General features: G+C 37.7%; 12 protein-coding genes and 1 pseudogene. 3 read left to right on the top strand and 10 right to left on the bottom strand.

Going from position 1 to position 17880, the window contains the following annotated elements; translation table 11 throughout:
- Window positions 1-236 precede the first annotated feature (236 nt).
- The 3 genes from argR to ND2E_RS06175 all read right to left on the bottom strand — a co-directional run bounded on the left by argR (window position 237) and on the right by ND2E_RS06175 (window position 4077).
- Window positions 237-719, bottom strand: a complete 483-nt coding sequence (gene argR, locus ND2E_RS06165; RefSeq protein ID WP_033094803.1) for a transcriptional regulator ArgR — start codon at window positions 717-719, stop codon at window positions 237-239.
- Between the two features lie 519 nt (window positions 720-1238).
- A complete protein-coding gene (locus ND2E_RS06170) occupies window positions 1239-2843 on the bottom strand; it encodes a di-heme oxidoredictase family protein (protein WP_033094802.1) in 1605 nt (534 codons plus the stop codon).
- Between the two features lie 91 nt (window positions 2844-2934).
- Window positions 2935-4077: an imelysin family protein gene (locus ND2E_RS06175; RefSeq protein WP_033094801.1), complete on the bottom strand. Its 1143-nt coding sequence runs from the start codon at window positions 4075-4077 to the stop codon at window positions 2935-2937.
- 129 nt (window positions 4078-4206) lie between these two features.
- On the opposite strand from ND2E_RS06175, the pseudogene ND2E_RS23360 reads away from it, so the two are divergent.
- Window positions 4207-4434 (top strand): annotated as a pseudogene (locus ND2E_RS23360) (hypothetical protein).
- Here ND2E_RS23360 and ND2E_RS06180 read toward each other — a convergent pair.
- Window positions 4405-5769: a hypothetical protein gene (locus ND2E_RS06180; protein WP_033094800.1), complete on the bottom strand. Its 1365-nt coding sequence runs from the start codon at window positions 5767-5769 to the stop codon at window positions 4405-4407. The pseudogene ND2E_RS23360 and the gene ND2E_RS06180 sit on opposite strands and share 30 nt — an antisense overlap.
- Before the next feature lie 409 nt (window positions 5770-6178).
- On the opposite strand from ND2E_RS06180, the gene ND2E_RS06185 reads away from it, so the two are divergent.
- Window positions 6179-8374, top strand: a complete 2196-nt coding sequence (locus ND2E_RS06185) for a S46 family peptidase (RefSeq protein ID WP_190277851.1) — start codon at window positions 6179-6181, stop codon at window positions 8372-8374.
- Between the two features lie 76 nt (window positions 8375-8450).
- Here the strand turns inward: ND2E_RS06185 and ND2E_RS06190 are convergent, their stop codons facing one another.
- The 6 genes from ND2E_RS06190 to ND2E_RS06215 all read right to left on the bottom strand — a co-directional run bounded on the left by ND2E_RS06190 (window position 8451) and on the right by ND2E_RS06215 (window position 15327).
- A complete protein-coding gene (locus tag ND2E_RS06190) occupies window positions 8451-9209 on the bottom strand; it encodes a phytanoyl-CoA dioxygenase family protein (protein ID WP_033094799.1) in 759 nt (252 codons plus the stop codon).
- Between the two features lie 63 nt (window positions 9210-9272).
- Window positions 9273-9752: a P-loop NTPase family protein gene (locus ND2E_RS06195; protein WP_033094870.1), complete on the bottom strand. Its 480-nt coding sequence runs from the start codon at window positions 9750-9752 to the stop codon at window positions 9273-9275.
- Window positions 9753-9931: 179 nt separating this feature from the next.
- Entirely contained in the window at window positions 9932-11755 is a 1824-nt protein-coding gene (locus tag ND2E_RS06200) for a thiamine pyrophosphate-dependent enzyme (RefSeq protein WP_223303654.1), read from the bottom strand.
- A gap of 325 nt (window positions 11756-12080) precedes the next feature.
- Window positions 12081-12836: a class I SAM-dependent methyltransferase gene (locus ND2E_RS06205; protein WP_223303653.1), complete on the bottom strand. Its 756-nt coding sequence runs from the start codon at window positions 12834-12836 to the stop codon at window positions 12081-12083.
- Between the two features lie 192 nt (window positions 12837-13028).
- On the bottom strand, window positions 13029-14312 hold the full coding sequence (locus ND2E_RS06210) for a sensor domain-containing diguanylate cyclase (RefSeq protein ID WP_033094798.1): 1284 nt from the start codon (window positions 14310-14312) through the stop codon (window positions 13029-13031).
- 13 nt (window positions 14313-14325) lie between these two features.
- Window positions 14326-15327, bottom strand: a complete 1002-nt coding sequence (locus ND2E_RS06215) for an ABC transporter substrate-binding protein (protein ID WP_223303652.1) — start codon at window positions 15325-15327, stop codon at window positions 14326-14328.
- A 329-nt stretch (window positions 15328-15656) separates the two neighbouring features.
- Here ND2E_RS06215 and ND2E_RS06220 point away from each other — a divergent pair, with 329 nt between their 5' ends.
- Window positions 15657-17762: a TonB-dependent receptor gene (locus tag ND2E_RS06220; RefSeq protein ID WP_033094796.1), complete on the top strand. Its 2106-nt coding sequence runs from the start codon at window positions 15657-15659 to the stop codon at window positions 17760-17762.
- The last annotated feature ends 118 nt before the right edge of the window (window positions 17763-17880 follow it).

Genomic DNA, 17880 nt, shown 5'->3' with positions numbered 1-17880 from the left:
AATAGGGTGATAGCTATTTTCCAGTGCAATCAAAACGCTCGTCGTTAACTTAGCAGGGGTAATATATGCTTTGCTTGTAATGTAAGTTTATCTTATAACGGGCAAAAAGAATTAGATTAGGCTTTAGCTATCGAGGTGAAGGTCGATGAGGGCTTTATAGTTATCACAGGGGGGCTGAAGTGAATCCTCGCAGATATAAACGAGGATATCTTATTCTAGGCCGCCAAAGTTATTATTTATTGCTCATCCTTTACAGCTAATAGGTTACGAATTGAAATAGTAATTTCTTCAATATTATCGACATCAACTGGAGCAATAAAGATGGTATCGTCTCCGGCAAGTGTACCTAAAATTCCTGCAGACTCACCCATACTATCGAGCATACGAGAAATTAATGGCGCAGCACCTATACCTGTTTTTAAGATAATTTGCATTTGATTATGCTTAACACTCAATACCACTGATTCGATTGATTGCTTTGATTTAGGTACGGCCAATTCATCAGGCAGTATATAAATCATTTCATTATTAGTATTACGTGTTTTAACTGCACCGAGCTTAGATAATAAGCGAGAAATCTTCGCTTGCGACATATCTTCGAACCCCTGCGAAGCAAGTGCTTCAGCTAACTGACCTTGAGAACCATAACACTGTTCTTTCAATAATCTTTTAAATGCTTGAACTAATAGGGATTCTTTCTGCTTTCGGTTGCTCGTCATTTAACTTCTTCATATAAATAATTGGTATATACTAATTCTACACTATTGATACTCAATTAGTGAATACTTATTCAGTAATTATTATGTTTTTTCGGTTAAATTGTCATCATATGATTATCAGAATATATTTCATCAAAAACTGTATTTGCTTGATGATATTTCAAATAGTCTATGCGAAATGCCCCTCACCCTAGAGAAGTTAAGCTATCGGTTAAAACTCTGTGAGTTTTACTTCTCAAAAAGTAATCGATTAGAATTATTGGAACGATAAAGGCTGTTTATTTAAATAAGGTCACAGCTTCAATGTTAAGTAACCCATAGGGGTTAATGCTCAAGTTCTCAGGGCTTGATTGGAGAGTCATTAACAACCAGGCTTGCAAATAATTTTATTATTGGATATTTATACCAATTAAAAACAATTACTTATTCAATAAAGTTGCTGTAAGCACAGCGATTCAAGATAAATAATGGCTAAGTCAGTCCATTATTTATCCTGTTCAATACTATTTCTACAAGTAGCTATAATGACATAACAAAATTTAATAGAGCTTGTCTGTCTGCTTGTGTCATGGCCATAAAATCGGCTTTACTTTGCTCCGCTTCGCCACCGTGCCATAAAATAGCTTCTTCAACAGTTGCTGCTCGGCCATCATGTAGAAACCCAGCAGCCGGATTAACTGTTTTAGTTAACCCTATGCCCCATAATGGTCTCGTTTTCCATTCAACACCCGTTGCTGTGAAGTCACGACGATTATCAGCTAAACCTTCACCTAAATCATGTAACAACATATCAGTGAATGGGTATATTTTTTGACCTTTTAAACCATCTGGTGCTGTTAACCCACCCAGTAATAACTCACCTGTTGCGGTAGTAAATTCAGGTTGATGACAACCAGTACAATTAACCTTATCAAAAAGCTGCGCACCAGCAATTACACTTTCATCTTCAATATTACGTCTTGCTGGTACCGCTAACGTTTCAGCATAAAAGACGACTTCATCAGAAAATTCTTGCGACGCTTCGGTATTACCTTGTGCATCAATACCTGTATCAACAAAGTTTGTCCGTGCTAAATAACTTTCATGTAATGGCGTGTTAGCAATGCTTTCATCTGGAAACAATGGATTGGTTACGCCCATATCACCTCGTAAAGCGCCTAGAGACTGCACACGTACACTGGGTGTACTAGCTTTCCAACCAAAACGGCCTAAAGAGACTGGGCTGGGGTCATTATTTTTTGCTTTAACTGGATCAAAAACCCAATTCGGACGACCAGATATTCCATCTGCATTCGAATCGCTTTCATCGGCAAGAGCCAAAATGTCAGCTTCACTAATCAATTCAAGTAAACCTAAACCAAAAACTGGCATACCATTTCTTGGACTATATCGAACATTCTCTTGCAAAATAGCGCTATCTAAACGATTTTCAGCGCTAACATCATAAGGTTGTTCAATGGTAAAGACTGGTTTTTTAAGTTCAACAGAGCTGCCATCAGCATATTCGACTGTAGAGTATTCATAGGCAAGATAGACATCGGCTTGACCGATGAATGGATTCTCTTGCCAATCATCTCTGGCTTTTAATACACCTCGATGGAATAACTGTGTACCAAAACCGTCAACTCCGGAATTTTTACAATAATTGTTATCTTCAGATGGAGTAGAACACTCGCCATCATCAATACTCATACGTAAGAAAATACCGGCTTCAGGGCCTAACAATATACGCTCTTGACCCTGAGCTAGGGTAATTGTTGAAGATCGGCCATCACGCTGGTGACAAGAATTACAATCTTGATTATTAAAGACAGGCCCTAAACCATCGAGTTCAGGGTGTTCCGTATTAGGGGCCGTAGTGAATGCAGTTTCAAAATGGGCATCACCTGTTAAATGTTTATCCAATTCTTCGCTAGTTAGATTGGGCATTGGTGTTGAAAAACCATGCCCTGAATCACTCGCACTTACAGCGGTAGCTTCACCACCTAATTGACTTACATGGGTATAAGTAACTTGGGATACTTCTTCTTCATCTGAGCTGCTTGAATTACAGCCAGACACAATTATCGCACCGGCGATAATGATGGCCAAGTTTGACCATTTTGCTCTTCTTAAATTTTTCATGGGGAATACTTCCAGGATATTCTTCTAAAAAGTTGTGCATCCGTGCACGACATCCATCCTTGAAAAAACTCACGATTAAGTGGCTAAAAGACTACTGCTGCCATTCTTTCAATTGTGTTAACACATCATTCTCTAACGAAGCTTGCAATGTGGTTAACGTATCAATTGCCGTTTGAATACGAATGCGACCATCTGCATCATTGATAGCTTGTCTAAAAGGTAAGTTATTATCGCCAGCAATAGCTTTAATGGCTGCAATTGCATCAACTATTTCAGTATCTACGCGAGTTGCAATAGCAGTATCTGCTGCAGTAACGAAATCGATAATGCCCGTTTTATCTGCTTGCCCTAGGAATTCACCGCGGTAAACATTTTGAACACCCTGAATATTGTCAGTAAAATCAGCTAGAGAGTTCCAGCTATATTGTGATTCTACTTTTGTGGTATCAATGTTATCAATGCTGCTACCAAAAGGTTCAGCAATTTTACCATTACCAACTTCATCAACTATGCCGATCATGCCGTTAATTAACTCTTCTACTACACCTAACTGAGAAGAGTAAACGGCATTATCTGCTGACAGTAATAAATCTTTATAAGCGGGAGAGTTAGCATCGTTTGGATCATTTGCAACAGTCCAAGCATCAAACAATGTTTGCGTATGCGATTTAAACACCTCTGCAGTAGCCGATAAGTATTCACGTTCTAAAGCTGTCATTTCTCCAATAGCTTTTTCATTGTCGGCAACACCATCACCAAACAACAAAAACTCCATGGTATGGAAACCTTGTACATCATCATTAAATGCCTTTAACTCAGTCGCATTGAAGCCTGATTGCGTATCTAATAAGTCTTGTAAATCACTTGTATTTAATGGCCAAGTATCTAAATGAGGATCAATAGAAAGCGCATCAACAGGGCCGAAGATATGAGATTCACCTTGCTCCCAATGTACTCGAACATCCTTCCAAGCTTTTTGAGCTAGCGCTAAGTTATCTTCCGTGGGTGTATTAACTAAGGTTTGGGTGGCTAACAAGAAAACAGCTGCCTCATCATTAAGGTTTTTGTAACCTGCAACAATCACATCATTGGTTAAATTAGTGATCATTTCTGTTGCTTCAAAGGCGAAGCCTTTTGGTTCCGGCTCTACCACAGTTTCATTTGATGAACTACCGCCACAGCCAGTAAGAAATACGCTCGACAAGGCTAAAGCCAGAAGTGATTTTTTTAACATTTTATTGTGTTCCTTGTTTAAAAATTGATATTGATTAATTAGGGTCTGTTAACCTTTCGCGGTTAAATTTTGTTCGCCTTTTTTAGAGATAAAAGCGTTTTATTCGCGGCGAGTAGTGTGTAACCTAGAATTCTAAGTAAACACTACTTAACAAAGAGTAAAACGTTTTTAGCCGAATCCTTCGGGCAGCGTTTGTAGAGGATTTTTACTGTGTTATCGCCTTTTTATGTGGAATAACCACATGACAAATGCTCTGCCTTGTATAAATACCCAACAATTCGCTGCAAAAACAATCTCGAAAGTTCAACAGACCCTATTATTAAAATTTTATATAGAGAAAAAGTACCCCATCGATAGACTGAAACTTGTGCTGTCATCTAAATTACTTTGTGCATACATTTGCTGCGCAACTTGTGCTTTTAAGACAATGTTTTTTATAGGAAAGTAATTAATACCTAAGGCCACTGACTCTTTATTAAAGCGGTCGGTTGCATTGCCTTGCTCAACTTCTTTAATTGGGTTGGCATATTCATAAGTAGTGTATAAATAGAGAGGATTGCTTAAATTAAAAAGACCTTGACTGTTATAGGCTAATTCAACAAATGACGATTCAGCTTCACTGCCTAATTGTGCAAAGTTACCTGGCTTCAAACCCGGTGTAGTTTTATTAGCATTGGTTATCGCTTGGCTATCATCTAAGGTACCAAAGAGATATTGCCCTCTGATCAGCCAGTTCTCGTAAGTGTAAGCACCGTGAAGACCTATAATAGTGAGGTTTCCGTCACCATCAACCTTAGTGCTATTATTACGGTTTCCTGAAGTATCACCGGTGTAATAACTAACACCAATTCCTTTACCAGCTTTTATATCGCCGTAATCTAAACGAAGAGTTAGTGCTAAATCATCGGCATTGACTTGCTCAAATCTTTTTTGATGTCCTGTAGCGACCCATTGATACGTTCGAAAGTATTCTGAATTTAACCCCGTAGTGATCAAGGTTTGCGCGGTAAATCCCTGCCATTTACTGATCAAGTTAACACCTGTTTCGTGCCATACTTGCGGAATGAGCGACGCTTCGCTCCAATAACGTTGAGTAGTAAAGTACTGACCAGGTTTATGTAAATCTGTACCTAAACCGACAGGCACAAAAATATGCCCCATTTTAATGGTAAAGTTTTCATTGGCGGTATATTTTGCTTGCAGCTTTTCAACAATTACTTCGCCACCTGCTTCAATTTCTGTTTCAAATTCACCGAACTCTTCAAAACCATCATACTCAAGTGTTGATCCCACCCCACCATGCTCATATTCAAGTTCAATTTCGACTTGCCATTTAGCATCAAAGTCGTAGACAAACTCTAAAACAACTCGCTCTAAATCCGTAGTCGCTTTACGCTCTGGGTCAAGATCTTGAATATTACGATAAATTTCTTCGCTTTTATAAAGCACACTACCATAAGAGTTAATTTGCCAGTTTTTATCATTATGACGACTTGCTAATTTGTCCTCATGACGCTGCTCTTGCGCACTAACCATGGATGTTTTCAATTCTGCTAATTGTTTTTCAATTAACTGCAGTTGTTCTTTTTGTTTTGATATTTCGCTCTGTAACTCAGTTTCACTAGCTGCAAAGCTTTGTTGATGAACGAGAAGTAGAGTATTTACGGCTACAAATTTTAGGACGTTATTCATGGAATCACTCAAATAGAAACGAGAATTAATATTATTTGCGCTAATGATAATGACACTTAGTTACAATTACAAGTGAGAATTGTTTTTATTTGTAATTACCGTAAAATAGATCAACTTGTTGCTTAAATTCAAGTGAAGTGCAATAGCGCCTAGCTTTATATCTTGAAATGTAGATTGCTGTTAATGATGAGATTTATACAATGATGGCACTTAGTTAATTATTTCTTGAAACCTATCTTTACAATTGAAATGAATAATTTTTGCTATTTTTTTTGACTAAAACTCATCACTAGCGCACACTTCGTTGTCGATATTTATTATCAAATAATTAACAACTAAATAACATAATATGTAGTCACCATAAATAATTTGATTCGATTCAAAACTGCATAAGAAAAGTAGGATAGCTATGATTAAAATGAAACAGTTTCTGAGCTGGTCAGTAATACTGCCAACACTGGCGCTAAGCGCAGGTTCAGCATTGGCCGATGAAGGCATGTGGCAACCAAATCAATTACCAACTATTGCAAAGGAATTAACCAACGCAGGTTTAAAGTTAAATCCAAATGATTTAACCGATCTTACCGGTTTCCCTATGGGCGCGATTGTGAGTTTAGGTGGCTGCACCGCATCTTTTGTATCTGATCAAGGATTAGTGGCAACGAACCATCACTGTGTTTATGGCTCTGTACAATACAACTCAACTGCAGAAAATAACTTACTTAAAAATGGCTTTTTAGCTAAGGAATTCTCTGAAGAATTACCAGCAACACCTGGGAGCCGTATTTATGTCACAGAAGAGATCACCGAAGTAACTAAACTGGTAAAATCAGGCATTACTGAAAAAATGTCAGGTAGCGATCGATACAAAACAGTTGATACTAATTCTAAAAAATTAGTTGCTGAATGTGAAAATGATGATAGATACCGCTGTAATGTGGTTAATTTTCATGGCGGTTTGGAGTATTACTTATTCAAACAGCTTACTATTCGTGATGTTCGTTTAGTTCATGCACCGGCAAGCAGCATAGGTAAGTACGGCGGCGATATCGACAACTGGATGTGGCCACGTCACACAGGTGATTACGGTTTTTATCGTGCCTACGTTGGTAAAGATGGTCAACCTGCTGATTTCAGCAAAGACAATGTACCTTACAAACCTAAGCATCACTTAAAAGTAAACAAAAGCAGTGTTGATGACGGTGATTACATCATGGTTCTAGGCTACCCAGGTAGAACTAACCGTTACCGTACAGCCTATGAAGTTGAAAACACCTTCTCTTGGACATACCCACACGCAAAAGCTTACCGCGAAGAGATTATTGATTTAATTCATACGCATTCAGAAGTTGGTAGTGAAGCGCGTATTAAATATGAAAGCACATTAGCCGGTCTTGCTAACTATGCTAAAAATTATGGTTCTATGATCCACAGTTACAATAAAGGTACTTTCTTACAACGCAAGCAAGTACTTGAAACAAACTTAACAAACTGGTTAAACAGCAGTGCAAAGCGTAAAGCCCAATATGGCGAAGCATTATCTGGTTTAGATAAGTTAATTAAAAAGGATGATAAACAACAAGCACGTGATCTAATTTTAGGTTATATGCGTTACAGCAAAATGTTATCAACAGCGAAAAGGCTTCACCGCTTAGCGGTTGAAAACACTAAGCCAAATATTGATCGTGAGCATGGTTATCAAGAGCGAGATATCGCTCGTTTTGAACAAAGTATGAAATCTGTTGATCGTCGTTATGATGAAAAAATTGATAAAGAAATTCTTGTTGCCATGTTAACGCACTATGTTGCTTTGCCGAAAGCTGAGCGTTTAAAATCATTCGATAAATTCTTTGGTTTAACAAATATCACAGCTAAAAGCTTTAACGAGAAGAAGCTTCGCAAGCAATTAGATAAAATGTATAAAAACACTAAACTTGATTCACAAGATCAGCGTTTAGCGCTGATGAATAGGTCGGTAAGTGATTTTAATAAGAGTAAAGACCCGTTTATTCAATTAGCTGTTGCTAGCTTTAAAGAACGTAAAGCGATTGAAGATAAATCTAAAGAACTAGCAGGTAATATCCAAGCGTTCCGTCCTAAGTATATGGAAGCCCTTATTGCTTACTTCAACGATAATGATTTGCCTGTATACGCCGATGCTAACAGCACTTTGCGTATTACTTACGGTAATGTAAAAGGTTACTCTCCTCAAGATGGTTTAACCGCCACGCCATATACTACCCTTGAAGGTATTGTTGCTAAAGATACCGGTATTGCACCATTTGATGCACCGCAAAAGCAATTAGATCTTATCAATAAGAAGCAATACGGTGAGTATGCCAAAAAAGCGATCGGTTCAGTACCTGTTAACTATTTAGGAACCCTAGATATTACCGGCGGTAACTCAGGCTCACCAACATTAAACGATAAAGCTGAATTTGTTGGTTTAGTCTTTGATGGTGTTTATGAAAGCATTATTGGTGACTGGGATTATGATACTAAGTTGAATCGCTCAATTCATGTTGATGTGCGCTATATGCTTTGGGTTATGGAGCATGTAGATGGTGCTACAAACCTAATAGAAGAAATGGATATTGTTGAATAACCTTTCTATTATTCAAGTTTACTTTTAAAAAATCCGGCCATGTGCCGGATTTTTTTATGGTCTAGAGATTAATTATTTAAATTGATTTAAGCTTAATGGTATTGTCAAAAGCAGCAGAATCTTCAAGGCTTGTTAAAGCTTCAGCACTTGGTAAAGCATCATTGGAGACAAAGTGAATAACACTTGGGTCAGGCTGACAAAAAAGTATATCGAAAGCTAAGCGATCCAGACCATATAAACCACGATGAATCATATTAGCCGAAAATATTAATAAATCACCCGCGTCGAGCTTTATCACTTTTCCTTGTGATAGTGGTTCGTTATTTTTATGACCCTCTTGTTCTAACCTCACATTAAGTTCTTCAGTAGAATCCCATCGTTTATGAGTACCTGGCACTAATTCAATTCCAGGTTCATCAAGTAAAGGTAGCCGAAAGTGAATAACTTCAGAAGACAAAATAGCCGATTTTTGCTGTTCAATAGTGAGGTGATATTGTGGGTCTCTGTGCCAGTAGTTATTTTGGTTAGTGTTGACCGGATTAAAAAATAATTGCGTATTTAAAAAACAAGGTTGTATAGGAATCAACTTATTAACAATAGACATTACTTTTTCTGAACCAATAAAATCAAACAGCACTTGTCGCTGCTTATCATTTAAGTATTCTCGATTAGTCAGGTAAGCGGAATTTAACGCAGTCTGCGCATAATAACTGGCATTGGCCTTTTGCCATAAACGATGAAACTCTGCTACTACATTATGTAATGTTAAGACTTCATCATCGCTAAGAAAATTTCGCATTAGTAAGTAACCACTTTCACTGTAAAGTCTGTTCATTATCAGCTACTCATCAATATTTATTTTCACATTAACGTCTATTCTTAACATTACTGCTTAACATCAAGCATTAGTAGTAAGCATTTTCTTTTCGCCTGTATAGCGGTGATAGAACTCAAGGTGAGCTATTTTAGAAAAGTTATCATCTCTTATCTCGTATTGAGATATCCATTGTAATAGCATAACTAAATTAGCATCTTGTTCCATTTTAGATGTGTATTTATGCGATTCCCAAGGCCTATTTTTAGCATTAATAATACAATTTTCAACAGGTAAATTCATATAGATAATCTCTGTTGATTTCTGCTCGGCAACCTTTAATAAATCACTATAACAACCTTCAATAACCCAGGAGTCATGCTTTAGCATAAAGCTTTCGATAGTTTTAGCACTCTCAGCTATTGGGGCTCTTGTTGGCGGGTTAGTCGCTTGCCATGCCAGCAGGTCGAGATCTAAGTGCGCTAACTGTTCTGACATAGCCAAGTGCTTAGCTAAAGTAGATTTGCCGCTAGCTGAATTACCAAAAACCAACACCTTTCTCATCATTATTTCCTCCTGGCAGAGAGCCCCACTCAATATGAGCAAAGCTTCTCTCTAAGCACTCCCCTCAAGAAACTTATTTTCAGTGCGCTTAGTGGTGACAATAAGTTTAGATTATATAATATCCCATATTTTCAATGACATTAAAAATAGCTAAGTATTAATGTCCAAGAACACTTCAGTTATTGCGTTAATACTTGCCAAGCTTTCACGGCGTCAGCTTGACCATTTTTAGATTTGATATACAAGTTTAATAACTTCAGTTCGTTACTTTGTCTTGCTTCAATGGGCTTTGCAGGCACTTCAATTAGAGATATCCCAGTTTGCTGACCGCATGCTTTAAAGTATTTTTTAAACTCACTGACACTAGTACATGTTTTGCTTTTACCTTGATAGGCTTTCACTAAACTGTGCACATCAAATTCACTGTCATTGCAGTGATAAATAGCGCCATCACCACTTTTACCTAAGTGAAAAACATTGTTACGCATATACACGATAGTAACATCTGATTTATCCTTTAAAAAATGGATCATTTCATTTAATTGAAAATGAAAACCACCATCACCAATAATCACGACGGCACGTTCAGCTATTTGCTGTGACTTTATCCGTTGAGCAACGACTCTGGCATAGGGTAATGCAGTGCCCATTGCGCCATACCATGGGTTGGTTAGCCATGAACGACCAAGTACTGATTGACGAACTTTCAAGCTGTAACTGGCAAAGTATGAGTTACCCACTTCCGGTAAATACACGTAGGTATTTGCATCTTGTGCCTGAAGATCATTGAGTGTTTGTGCCAAATTATTAAAATCAATATCATCTTCACCTTTGGCCAAGTCATTACTCTCGATATACTGAGCATTGGCAGTGATACTGCGCTCTGGTTGGCCTGAAAAATGAAAGGGGCTTATTTCCTGTTCTAATAAGCTTTCAAAAATAGCTATCAGGTCTTTCTCTAACAATGAACCGCCTTTTAGTAGTGTTTTGTTGTCAAAGCGCTCTATTTTATGCGTGCCGGTACCAAAGGCGATATTGCTGTCTTGCGGGAATATGCTGGTAGCAATATCAATAACATAATCAACTTCTTTTTCAATATATTCACGGCCAGTGGTTTGGGTAAAAATACCATTATAAGCACCTAAACAAAGTGGCGCATATTCATCAAAAAGACCTTTAGCAAACCAAGTTGTTGCATAGGGAATATTAAATTTATTCGCAAAACTAATGATCAAACATTTAAGTTTTTCATTATGCTTTAAGCGATCCCCTAAATAGAGCATAGGTGCTTTCGCGTGGGACAATTTATCTAAAATATTATCAACAATTAGCTCAGTTCCCGCTAAAATATTACTGCCACAGCAAATATTATCCAAAGCACTAGGTAACTTGATAGGCTGAGTTTTAGCAAAGACCTGGTCGCGTGGCACTTCAATAAACACCGGCTGCTTATTCTTATAGGCTTCACTAACAATTTGATAAAAGCGTTGCCCGGCAATATTAGGATGCCCTTCGACCCGTTGCCCTTGCAAACGCTCAACGCGCATACCCAAGGCTGAAAAAGCTTCCAACGCATTATCATATTCCGCTTTCCATGAGGCATTTGGATGAATGGTATGATGAATAGCGACTTGGTTCACTTCACTTTCTGCAGGGGCACCAGAAATGAAAACGACAGGCAACCCCTCAGTTACCGCTAACGCTGCGGCACTGGTACAGGGTAAACTACCCACCATATAGGTCGTTAAGCAAAAACCCATACCGTCAATTTCTGCCTGAGCACAAGCTGAAAACCCTGCATGCATTTCATTACTTGAAGGATTTATTTGAATGCCGTTGTCTTGCTCATTTCTGCCAAGAGCAGCAATTAAATTAGCCGCAAAATCACCACCGACACCATAAATGTGTTGTCCACCAAAAAAGCGAATAACTTCACTCATGGTTTCGCCTAATGTAGGTAACTGTTCATTGTAAGCTTTGCCAAAGTTCATTTCATACGACATGTTTAATCTCTCCTATAAAGTTTATCTCCGTACTTTAAAGGGCTATAAAACAACCAATATGATTAAGATCATCTTTTCTGATCTTAGGATGAAATCACTGTGAAGACGTATGTGCAGTCTTATGTACAGTTTTTGTAAAGTTATCATTGAAGCGTGATGGCATAGTTTATTTAGACCGACGCAATAGCCGAGCTCAGCAATAGATCGAGACTAAACTGATATGTGATCAAGGAAGAATAAAGCTTGATTAGAAAATAAGGAATACTAATATTACTAACAAATAGTATTCCACAAGATCGACATGTACTGTTACTTTTAAGTAAAGTTAAATTTTCTCGAACAACATTACAAAACGGTCTGTTTTGCGGCGTAATTCAGGTACAAAAACTAATTTGGAGTGTTCATCCTTCTTGTTTTCTAAAATTCTAGACGTTTTAATCAACTTAAAACCACGCTTTTCCAAATCTTCTTTAACAAATACACTATCAATTCTATGTAATGACTTAACATCACGAATACCACTATTTTCTGCGGCTTCATGGTCGATGACTAATAATTTACCTCCAGACTTTAGTGAATTAAGTACCTGAGGCATTACCTCATCAGCAGTAAAATTCCAGCTTTCTTCTTGGAAGAACATGTCATGAAAACCTAGGACTAAGAAAGCACTATCATAAGTATTTTTACCTAGCTTCAAATCATCAGCCTCACTAAGTAAATAGGTAACATTTTTTAATCTATCATTAGCAAGCCTAACTTTTATCGATTTTTCTGCATACTTAAGGTATGCCTTAGGAATTTGTAAAGTAACGGCGCCTTTTTCACCCACCACTCGGGATAAAAGTTCCGTGTAATAGCCCCCTCCGGCTAATAAATCGAGTACCTTATCTCCTTTTTTAACACCAACAAAATCGAGTACCTGTGCAGGTTTTCTGCCACTATCTTGCTGAGTGTCATTATCACTTCTACCAGATAAATCAAGAGTCCCTGCTACAAGAGGTGCACTAATAGCAACTATGCTTAATGCCGTTAAGACCGCTAATTTAGTGGTGATTTTCTTTTGAAAGTTCTTCATTTTCATTGATTATTCCCTGTCAGTTATTAAAGCGATAAGGTTATTTAAATCGTTTGGTTGAGTTTACTGCATTGCAAAAATGGCATCTTTAAATGCTTTTACAACGCAATTAATAAGCTAACAGTCTATAACAGCATTTGCGTTGAGCAATAAGTAACTTGTTTCAAGATATGTAACAACGATGTAACCCTTTTATAATTAGTGCAGATTTAGTGCAGGGAGAACTTCGATCCGATTACGACCATTTTCCTTAGCAAGATACATAGCTCTGTCAGCATCATTAATTAATTGGTCTAAATTTTGATGCCGTTCGCTGAGCATAGAAATACCAATACTTAAAGTTACACAAACTTTTTTACCTTCTATTGCTACACAATGCCTAGCAAGCGAATTTTGGATACGATTGGCGGTTTCAATCCCGCCTGCTATATCACAATTTGGCAATACAATAATAAACTCCTCACCACCGTATCTTGCTAAAAAATCAATATCTCGTATTTCTTGACCGCAAATATTACAAATATGAATTAATAACTCATCACCAAATAAATGGCCAAATTCATCATTTACATTCTTAAAAAAGTCACAGTCTAATAGTAATAACGTTAATTTGTTTTTGCTTCTCATCGCCCGAGAAAACTCCATATTGGCGCGTTCAAACAGGGCTCGACGATTAGCCACTTTAGTCAAAGGGTCTGTTTTTGATAATTGTTCTAATACATGTGTTCTTTCATCCACTATTTTTTTCATTTCCGTAAGAGAGATAGTAGATTCACTAAGCTTTTTATTCATGGTATTAAAGGCATCAGCGATACTATCAAACTCTTGAGAGTGGTGAGAAAGCTGTATATTTTGATAGTCACCACAGTGGTTTTTTTCAAAAGCATTTTTCACTTCATTCAATGATTTTCTCACTATAGAAGTCAAGGTAAAAGAACCAAATAACAGAGCGAGAATGCTGACAGCTGAGACTGAAATAATTAAAAGAGCTTGCTTTTTTATCGTGTTGTAAATGTCTTTTTGTGCAATAGCCGACAAATGTAAAGCATCAGAGCGAATAGCTTCGAGTTGTGTCATCAACTTTGCTTTCAAATGCTTTTTTATTATCTCACTGGCATTTTTTAGTTTGTTTTTATTTATTAGAATGAAAAGGCTTTTTAAACTTTCATTTTGATTTTGAAGGCTATTTTGAATGGTTTGTTGTTGTTCTGTTAATTTAGGCGATGACTTAAGCAAAGCTGTCAGTTTTACTTCTAATGTTTGCCAATCATTAATACTGTAATTGTTACCATAAATATTATCATTGGCAACTAACTGTTTTAACGTGTTTGTTTGATTAGTCAGCTGTTGAGCATAATTATTTCGACTAAAAGCAAGTTCTATTGCCTGTGATGACCAGATAACACTGCCAAGTAACAAAATAAACAAAAAACAGCAACCAAGGGTGAAAAAAAAGATACGTTGCAACAGGCTGATATTCATCGTAAATCGTCCTTTATTGTGGGATGTTTACCGCATTAGGCATAACTTGTAACATAGCTCTACTGTCAATAAAGTGTTCTATATTGGGTACTTCTTTAAATTTTGTCATTTGAGTCGCAACAGCCCAAATTGCTTGTGATTCAACACTTAACATTAACGATTGATTAAGGCCAAGTTTGAATATGTAGTCAGACCATACCCAGTCAATAAATTCAGCCGTTAGCTTAAGCTCATCCATCACTATTTGTTTAGATTCCTTGGGGTGAGAGGCAATATAATCCATGGCAATACTCAACCCCTGAATCACGCATTTTGCTTTTTCAACCAGTAAATTATCAGCCGTCACCGAAATTAAATTAAAGCTCAAAGTATTTAAGCCTTTAGTTTTATGAATTTCAATTTGGCCATTAAGTAATTGCGCACTTTGAAAGCCAAAGGGCTCCCAAGGAAGAAAGGCATCTATATCCTTGTTAATAAAGCCATTCACTAGCTGCTCAGGCTTATAATGATAAAGCTCAACATCTTCTGTTGTTAAGCCCTCCAGCGCTAACAATGTACTTAAAAAGTATTCACTCGCGGTACCATGAGTGACCCCAATCTCCTTCCCTTTAAGGTCCATGGTTGAATTAATTTTTGCTGATGCTCTGGTAATGAGTTTGACATCATTATCCGATTGAACAAACATTGCGTGGGTAACAAATGCCTTGTTTGCCAAACTTTGAAAAGCGATAACTGAATCTGAACTCGTGCCAAAGTCAACTTCACCACTCATGACTTTGGCAAACGCCCTTTGACCACCCACAACTTCATCAAATTTGACACTGACACAGGTTTCATCGAATGCACCTATAGCCTTAGCAACATAGAAGGGTGTTGATAATGGGGTTTTAGAAACCGCAATCATTAGTGGGTATTTTGGTTGCTGCCAGTGCGATTCAAAATTTAAATAAAACCAAGCAGCACTACAAAATATAGCCAACGAGATCAAAGACCAAGTAACATTTTTGTTAATCAAAATAATCAATACAAAATAAAGGTTTTTTTAAGTATAGAAAGAAATCAACATTTTGGATCATTGTACGGAACGATAGTTTCCCTCCAAAAACCTAACTCCCCGAATAAACTATAAAGAACATGAGTAACTTTTGATCATTTTGCTTCACAACACAGTCTAGCAATTAAGTGTTATCTATTGCAGCCTTCACGACGGCCCACTAAAACCTGTATTAATTACACTTTCTAACAGTTTTTCCACACTTAGATTACTGATTTGCACATTCGCATTGGTCAAAATTAGTGCATAACACATGCACCTTACACCAAGCGAAAGACAGAGAAGCCAAAATGAACTCAACATCCACCACGCGTATAACAAGCTCGCTCTTATTGTTATTAGCGACACTGCCTGTCAATTCAATGGCAGCATCAACAGAGCCTGACGAAAAAGCTCTAAATGCAAGCAACGCTAAAACTCTCGATAAAGAAGAAACAGATCAAAAAATTGAAGTTATTGAAGTCACCTCCAGACGTAATCAAGCCAATAGTGAAATGACGGAACAAACGGAACAGCTAATGGGAGTTGCTGGGATCGGCAATGACCCTTTAAGCGCCGTTTATAGTTTACCCGGCATTGTATATGCTGGCGGAGATACCGGTTCACCGGCAGTGCGCGGATCGTCTCCTGAAGATAATGCCTTTTATATAGATGATATGCCGGCAGGTTACATATTCCATTTATTTGGTGACAGTATTTTTAATGAGAATCTTATTCAAGACTTTACCCTACATCCTGCCGCATTTGGCAGTGAGTACGGCAATGCCACGGGTGGTGTTTTTGACGTGCAATTACGCGATCCTCGCCAGCAAGACATCACCACTACCCTTGATTTAAGTATGCTAAAAAGTGGCCTGATGGTAGAAGGGGAGACTTTTGAAGATCAAGCTTTTTACCTATCTTATCGACGTAGTCAAATTCACTTATTTTTACCGGAAGGTGAAGAAGATGAAGGCTATACAATATTTAAAGCGCCGATAAGTGAAGATTACCAAGGTAAATATCAGTGGCTTATTGGTGACGCTCACAAACTGTCTTTAAGTGCTTCAGGTGCGAGTGATACTGGAGGCGTTAATATTTCTGAAAAGTCAGAAGAAGGTCGCATTGACCCTGATAGCATTGGTGATTTTAAAATAACAACAAAATTTGATAGCCAAAGCCTGTCATGGCAATACTATGGTGATGATGAGAAAATCATGCAGTTAGTTGCCGGCCACACAGTCAATACCGTTGACCAGATTTATGGTAAGGGACAATTCGTTAAAGTTGATGAAGAGTCATATAATGTACGTTTCTCATCACAAATTACTTGGCTTGATCGTCATAAGTTAGGTTTTGGCTTTGACTACAGCAAATCAGACGTTGATTACAGTTTTGATATGATCCCCTATTACTGTACTGAAAATGATGCCGATTGTAATGAAAAAAAAGGCGACCGAATACAAGATGTTGCCACTCTCACCAATGAAGATATCGCCGTTTATGTACATGACATTTGGCAGTTAAACGATGCTTGGCAACTTACTGTTGGCCTAAGAGCAGAGCGTAACGATTATACCAACCAAGATTTTGTTCACCCTAGGTTTGCCTTGGATTGGTTTGCCACTGATGATTTAACGTTTAAAGCTAAGGCGGGGACTTATAGCCGCTTTCCAGACATTGATACCGCGTTAAATAAACTAGGTAATCCAAAAATAAAGTCTCCCCAAGCAACACATTACTCGCTAGGGATTGATTATGATTTAAATGGAATTTGGTTCACGTCACTGGATATTTATCATAAAGAACTAACCAATTTACCCCGTTCTGTTGATGAAAATACTGCAGTAGAAGATGCTGACTTACATTATACCAATGATACTTCAGGAGACGCTCAAGGCGTTGAGTGGTTAGTGAGACATGAACGACATAACGGCTGGTTTGGCTGGGCGTCACTGAGTTGGTCGCAAAGTCAACGTACTGATGACTTAACCAATATCACTGCTGATTATTACCTAGATACCCCTTTAGTCGCGAACATTGTAGTTAATTATGAATTAGATGAACGTTGGGATTTCGGTTTACGTTTCACTCTACGTAGTGGTGCCAAATATACACCTATCGTTGGTTTGCGTGAAAATCCTGATTATGATGAGCACTTCTTACCTGTTTATGGTGAGCTCAATTCAAAAACCTTACCTGTCTATCATCGTTTAGATTTAGAAGCGAATTACAAAACAAAATACTGGGGATATGATGCAAAATGGACTTGGGCTATTATCAATGCCATGGCACAGAAAAATGTCTCTGGTTACTACTACGACCCAAGTGATAACGATAGTCTGACGGAATACAATGTCTCTGGCGAAGAAGATATTGGCGTATTTCCTTATATTGGTTTAAAGATGACTTTCTAGCTCAACCTTAAAGCCTGCTGTTACCCCCGATACATACTCACAGTATATGTTTGATGGCAACAGGGTTAATTTTACTTACACTTTTTAAACAATAAAAATGAACAGCTAAGCACAAGTA

This window comes from Colwellia psychrerythraea (assembly GCF_000764225.1).
GTDB lineage: Bacteria > Pseudomonadota > Gammaproteobacteria > Enterobacterales > Alteromonadaceae > Colwellia > Colwellia psychrerythraea_D.
The sequence above is the reverse complement of the archived record's forward strand: the minus strand, read 5'-3'. Positions and strand labels throughout refer to the sequence as shown.

Coding starts and splice junctions, on each gene's coding strand:
- ND2E_RS06170 (WP_033094802.1), bottom strand. CDS start 2,843: ATGAAAAATTTAAGAAGAGCAAAATGGTCAAACTTGGCCATCATTATC.
- ND2E_RS06210 (WP_033094798.1), bottom strand. CDS start 14,312: ATGAATATCAGCCTGTTGCAACGTATCTTTTTTTTCACCCTTGGTTGC.
- ND2E_RS06195 (WP_033094870.1), bottom strand. CDS start 9,752: ATGAGAAAGGTGTTGGTTTTTGGTAATTCAGCTAGCGGCAAATCTACT.
- ND2E_RS06190 (WP_033094799.1), bottom strand. CDS start 9,209: ATGAACAGACTTTACAGTGAAAGTGGTTACTTACTAATGCGAAATTTT.
- ND2E_RS06175 (WP_033094801.1), bottom strand. CDS start 4,077: ATGTTAAAAAAATCACTTCTGGCTTTAGCCTTGTCGAGCGTATTTCTT.
- ND2E_RS06205 (WP_223303653.1), bottom strand. CDS start 12,836: ATGAAAATGAAGAACTTTCAAAAGAAAATCACCACTAAATTAGCGGTC.
- argR (WP_033094803.1), bottom strand. CDS start 719: ATGACGAGCAACCGAAAGCAGAAAGAATCCCTATTAGTTCAAGCATTT.
- ND2E_RS06200 (WP_223303654.1), bottom strand. CDS start 11,755: ATGTCGTATGAAATGAACTTTGGCAAAGCTTACAATGAACAGTTACCT.
- ND2E_RS06220 (WP_033094796.1), top strand. CDS start 15,657: ATGAACTCAACATCCACCACGCGTATAACAAGCTCGCTCTTATTGTTA.
- ND2E_RS06180 (WP_033094800.1), bottom strand. CDS start 5,769: ATGAATAACGTCCTAAAATTTGTAGCCGTAAATACTCTACTTCTCGTT.
- ND2E_RS06185 (WP_190277851.1), top strand. CDS start 6,179: ATGATTAAAATGAAACAGTTTCTGAGCTGGTCAGTAATACTGCCAACA.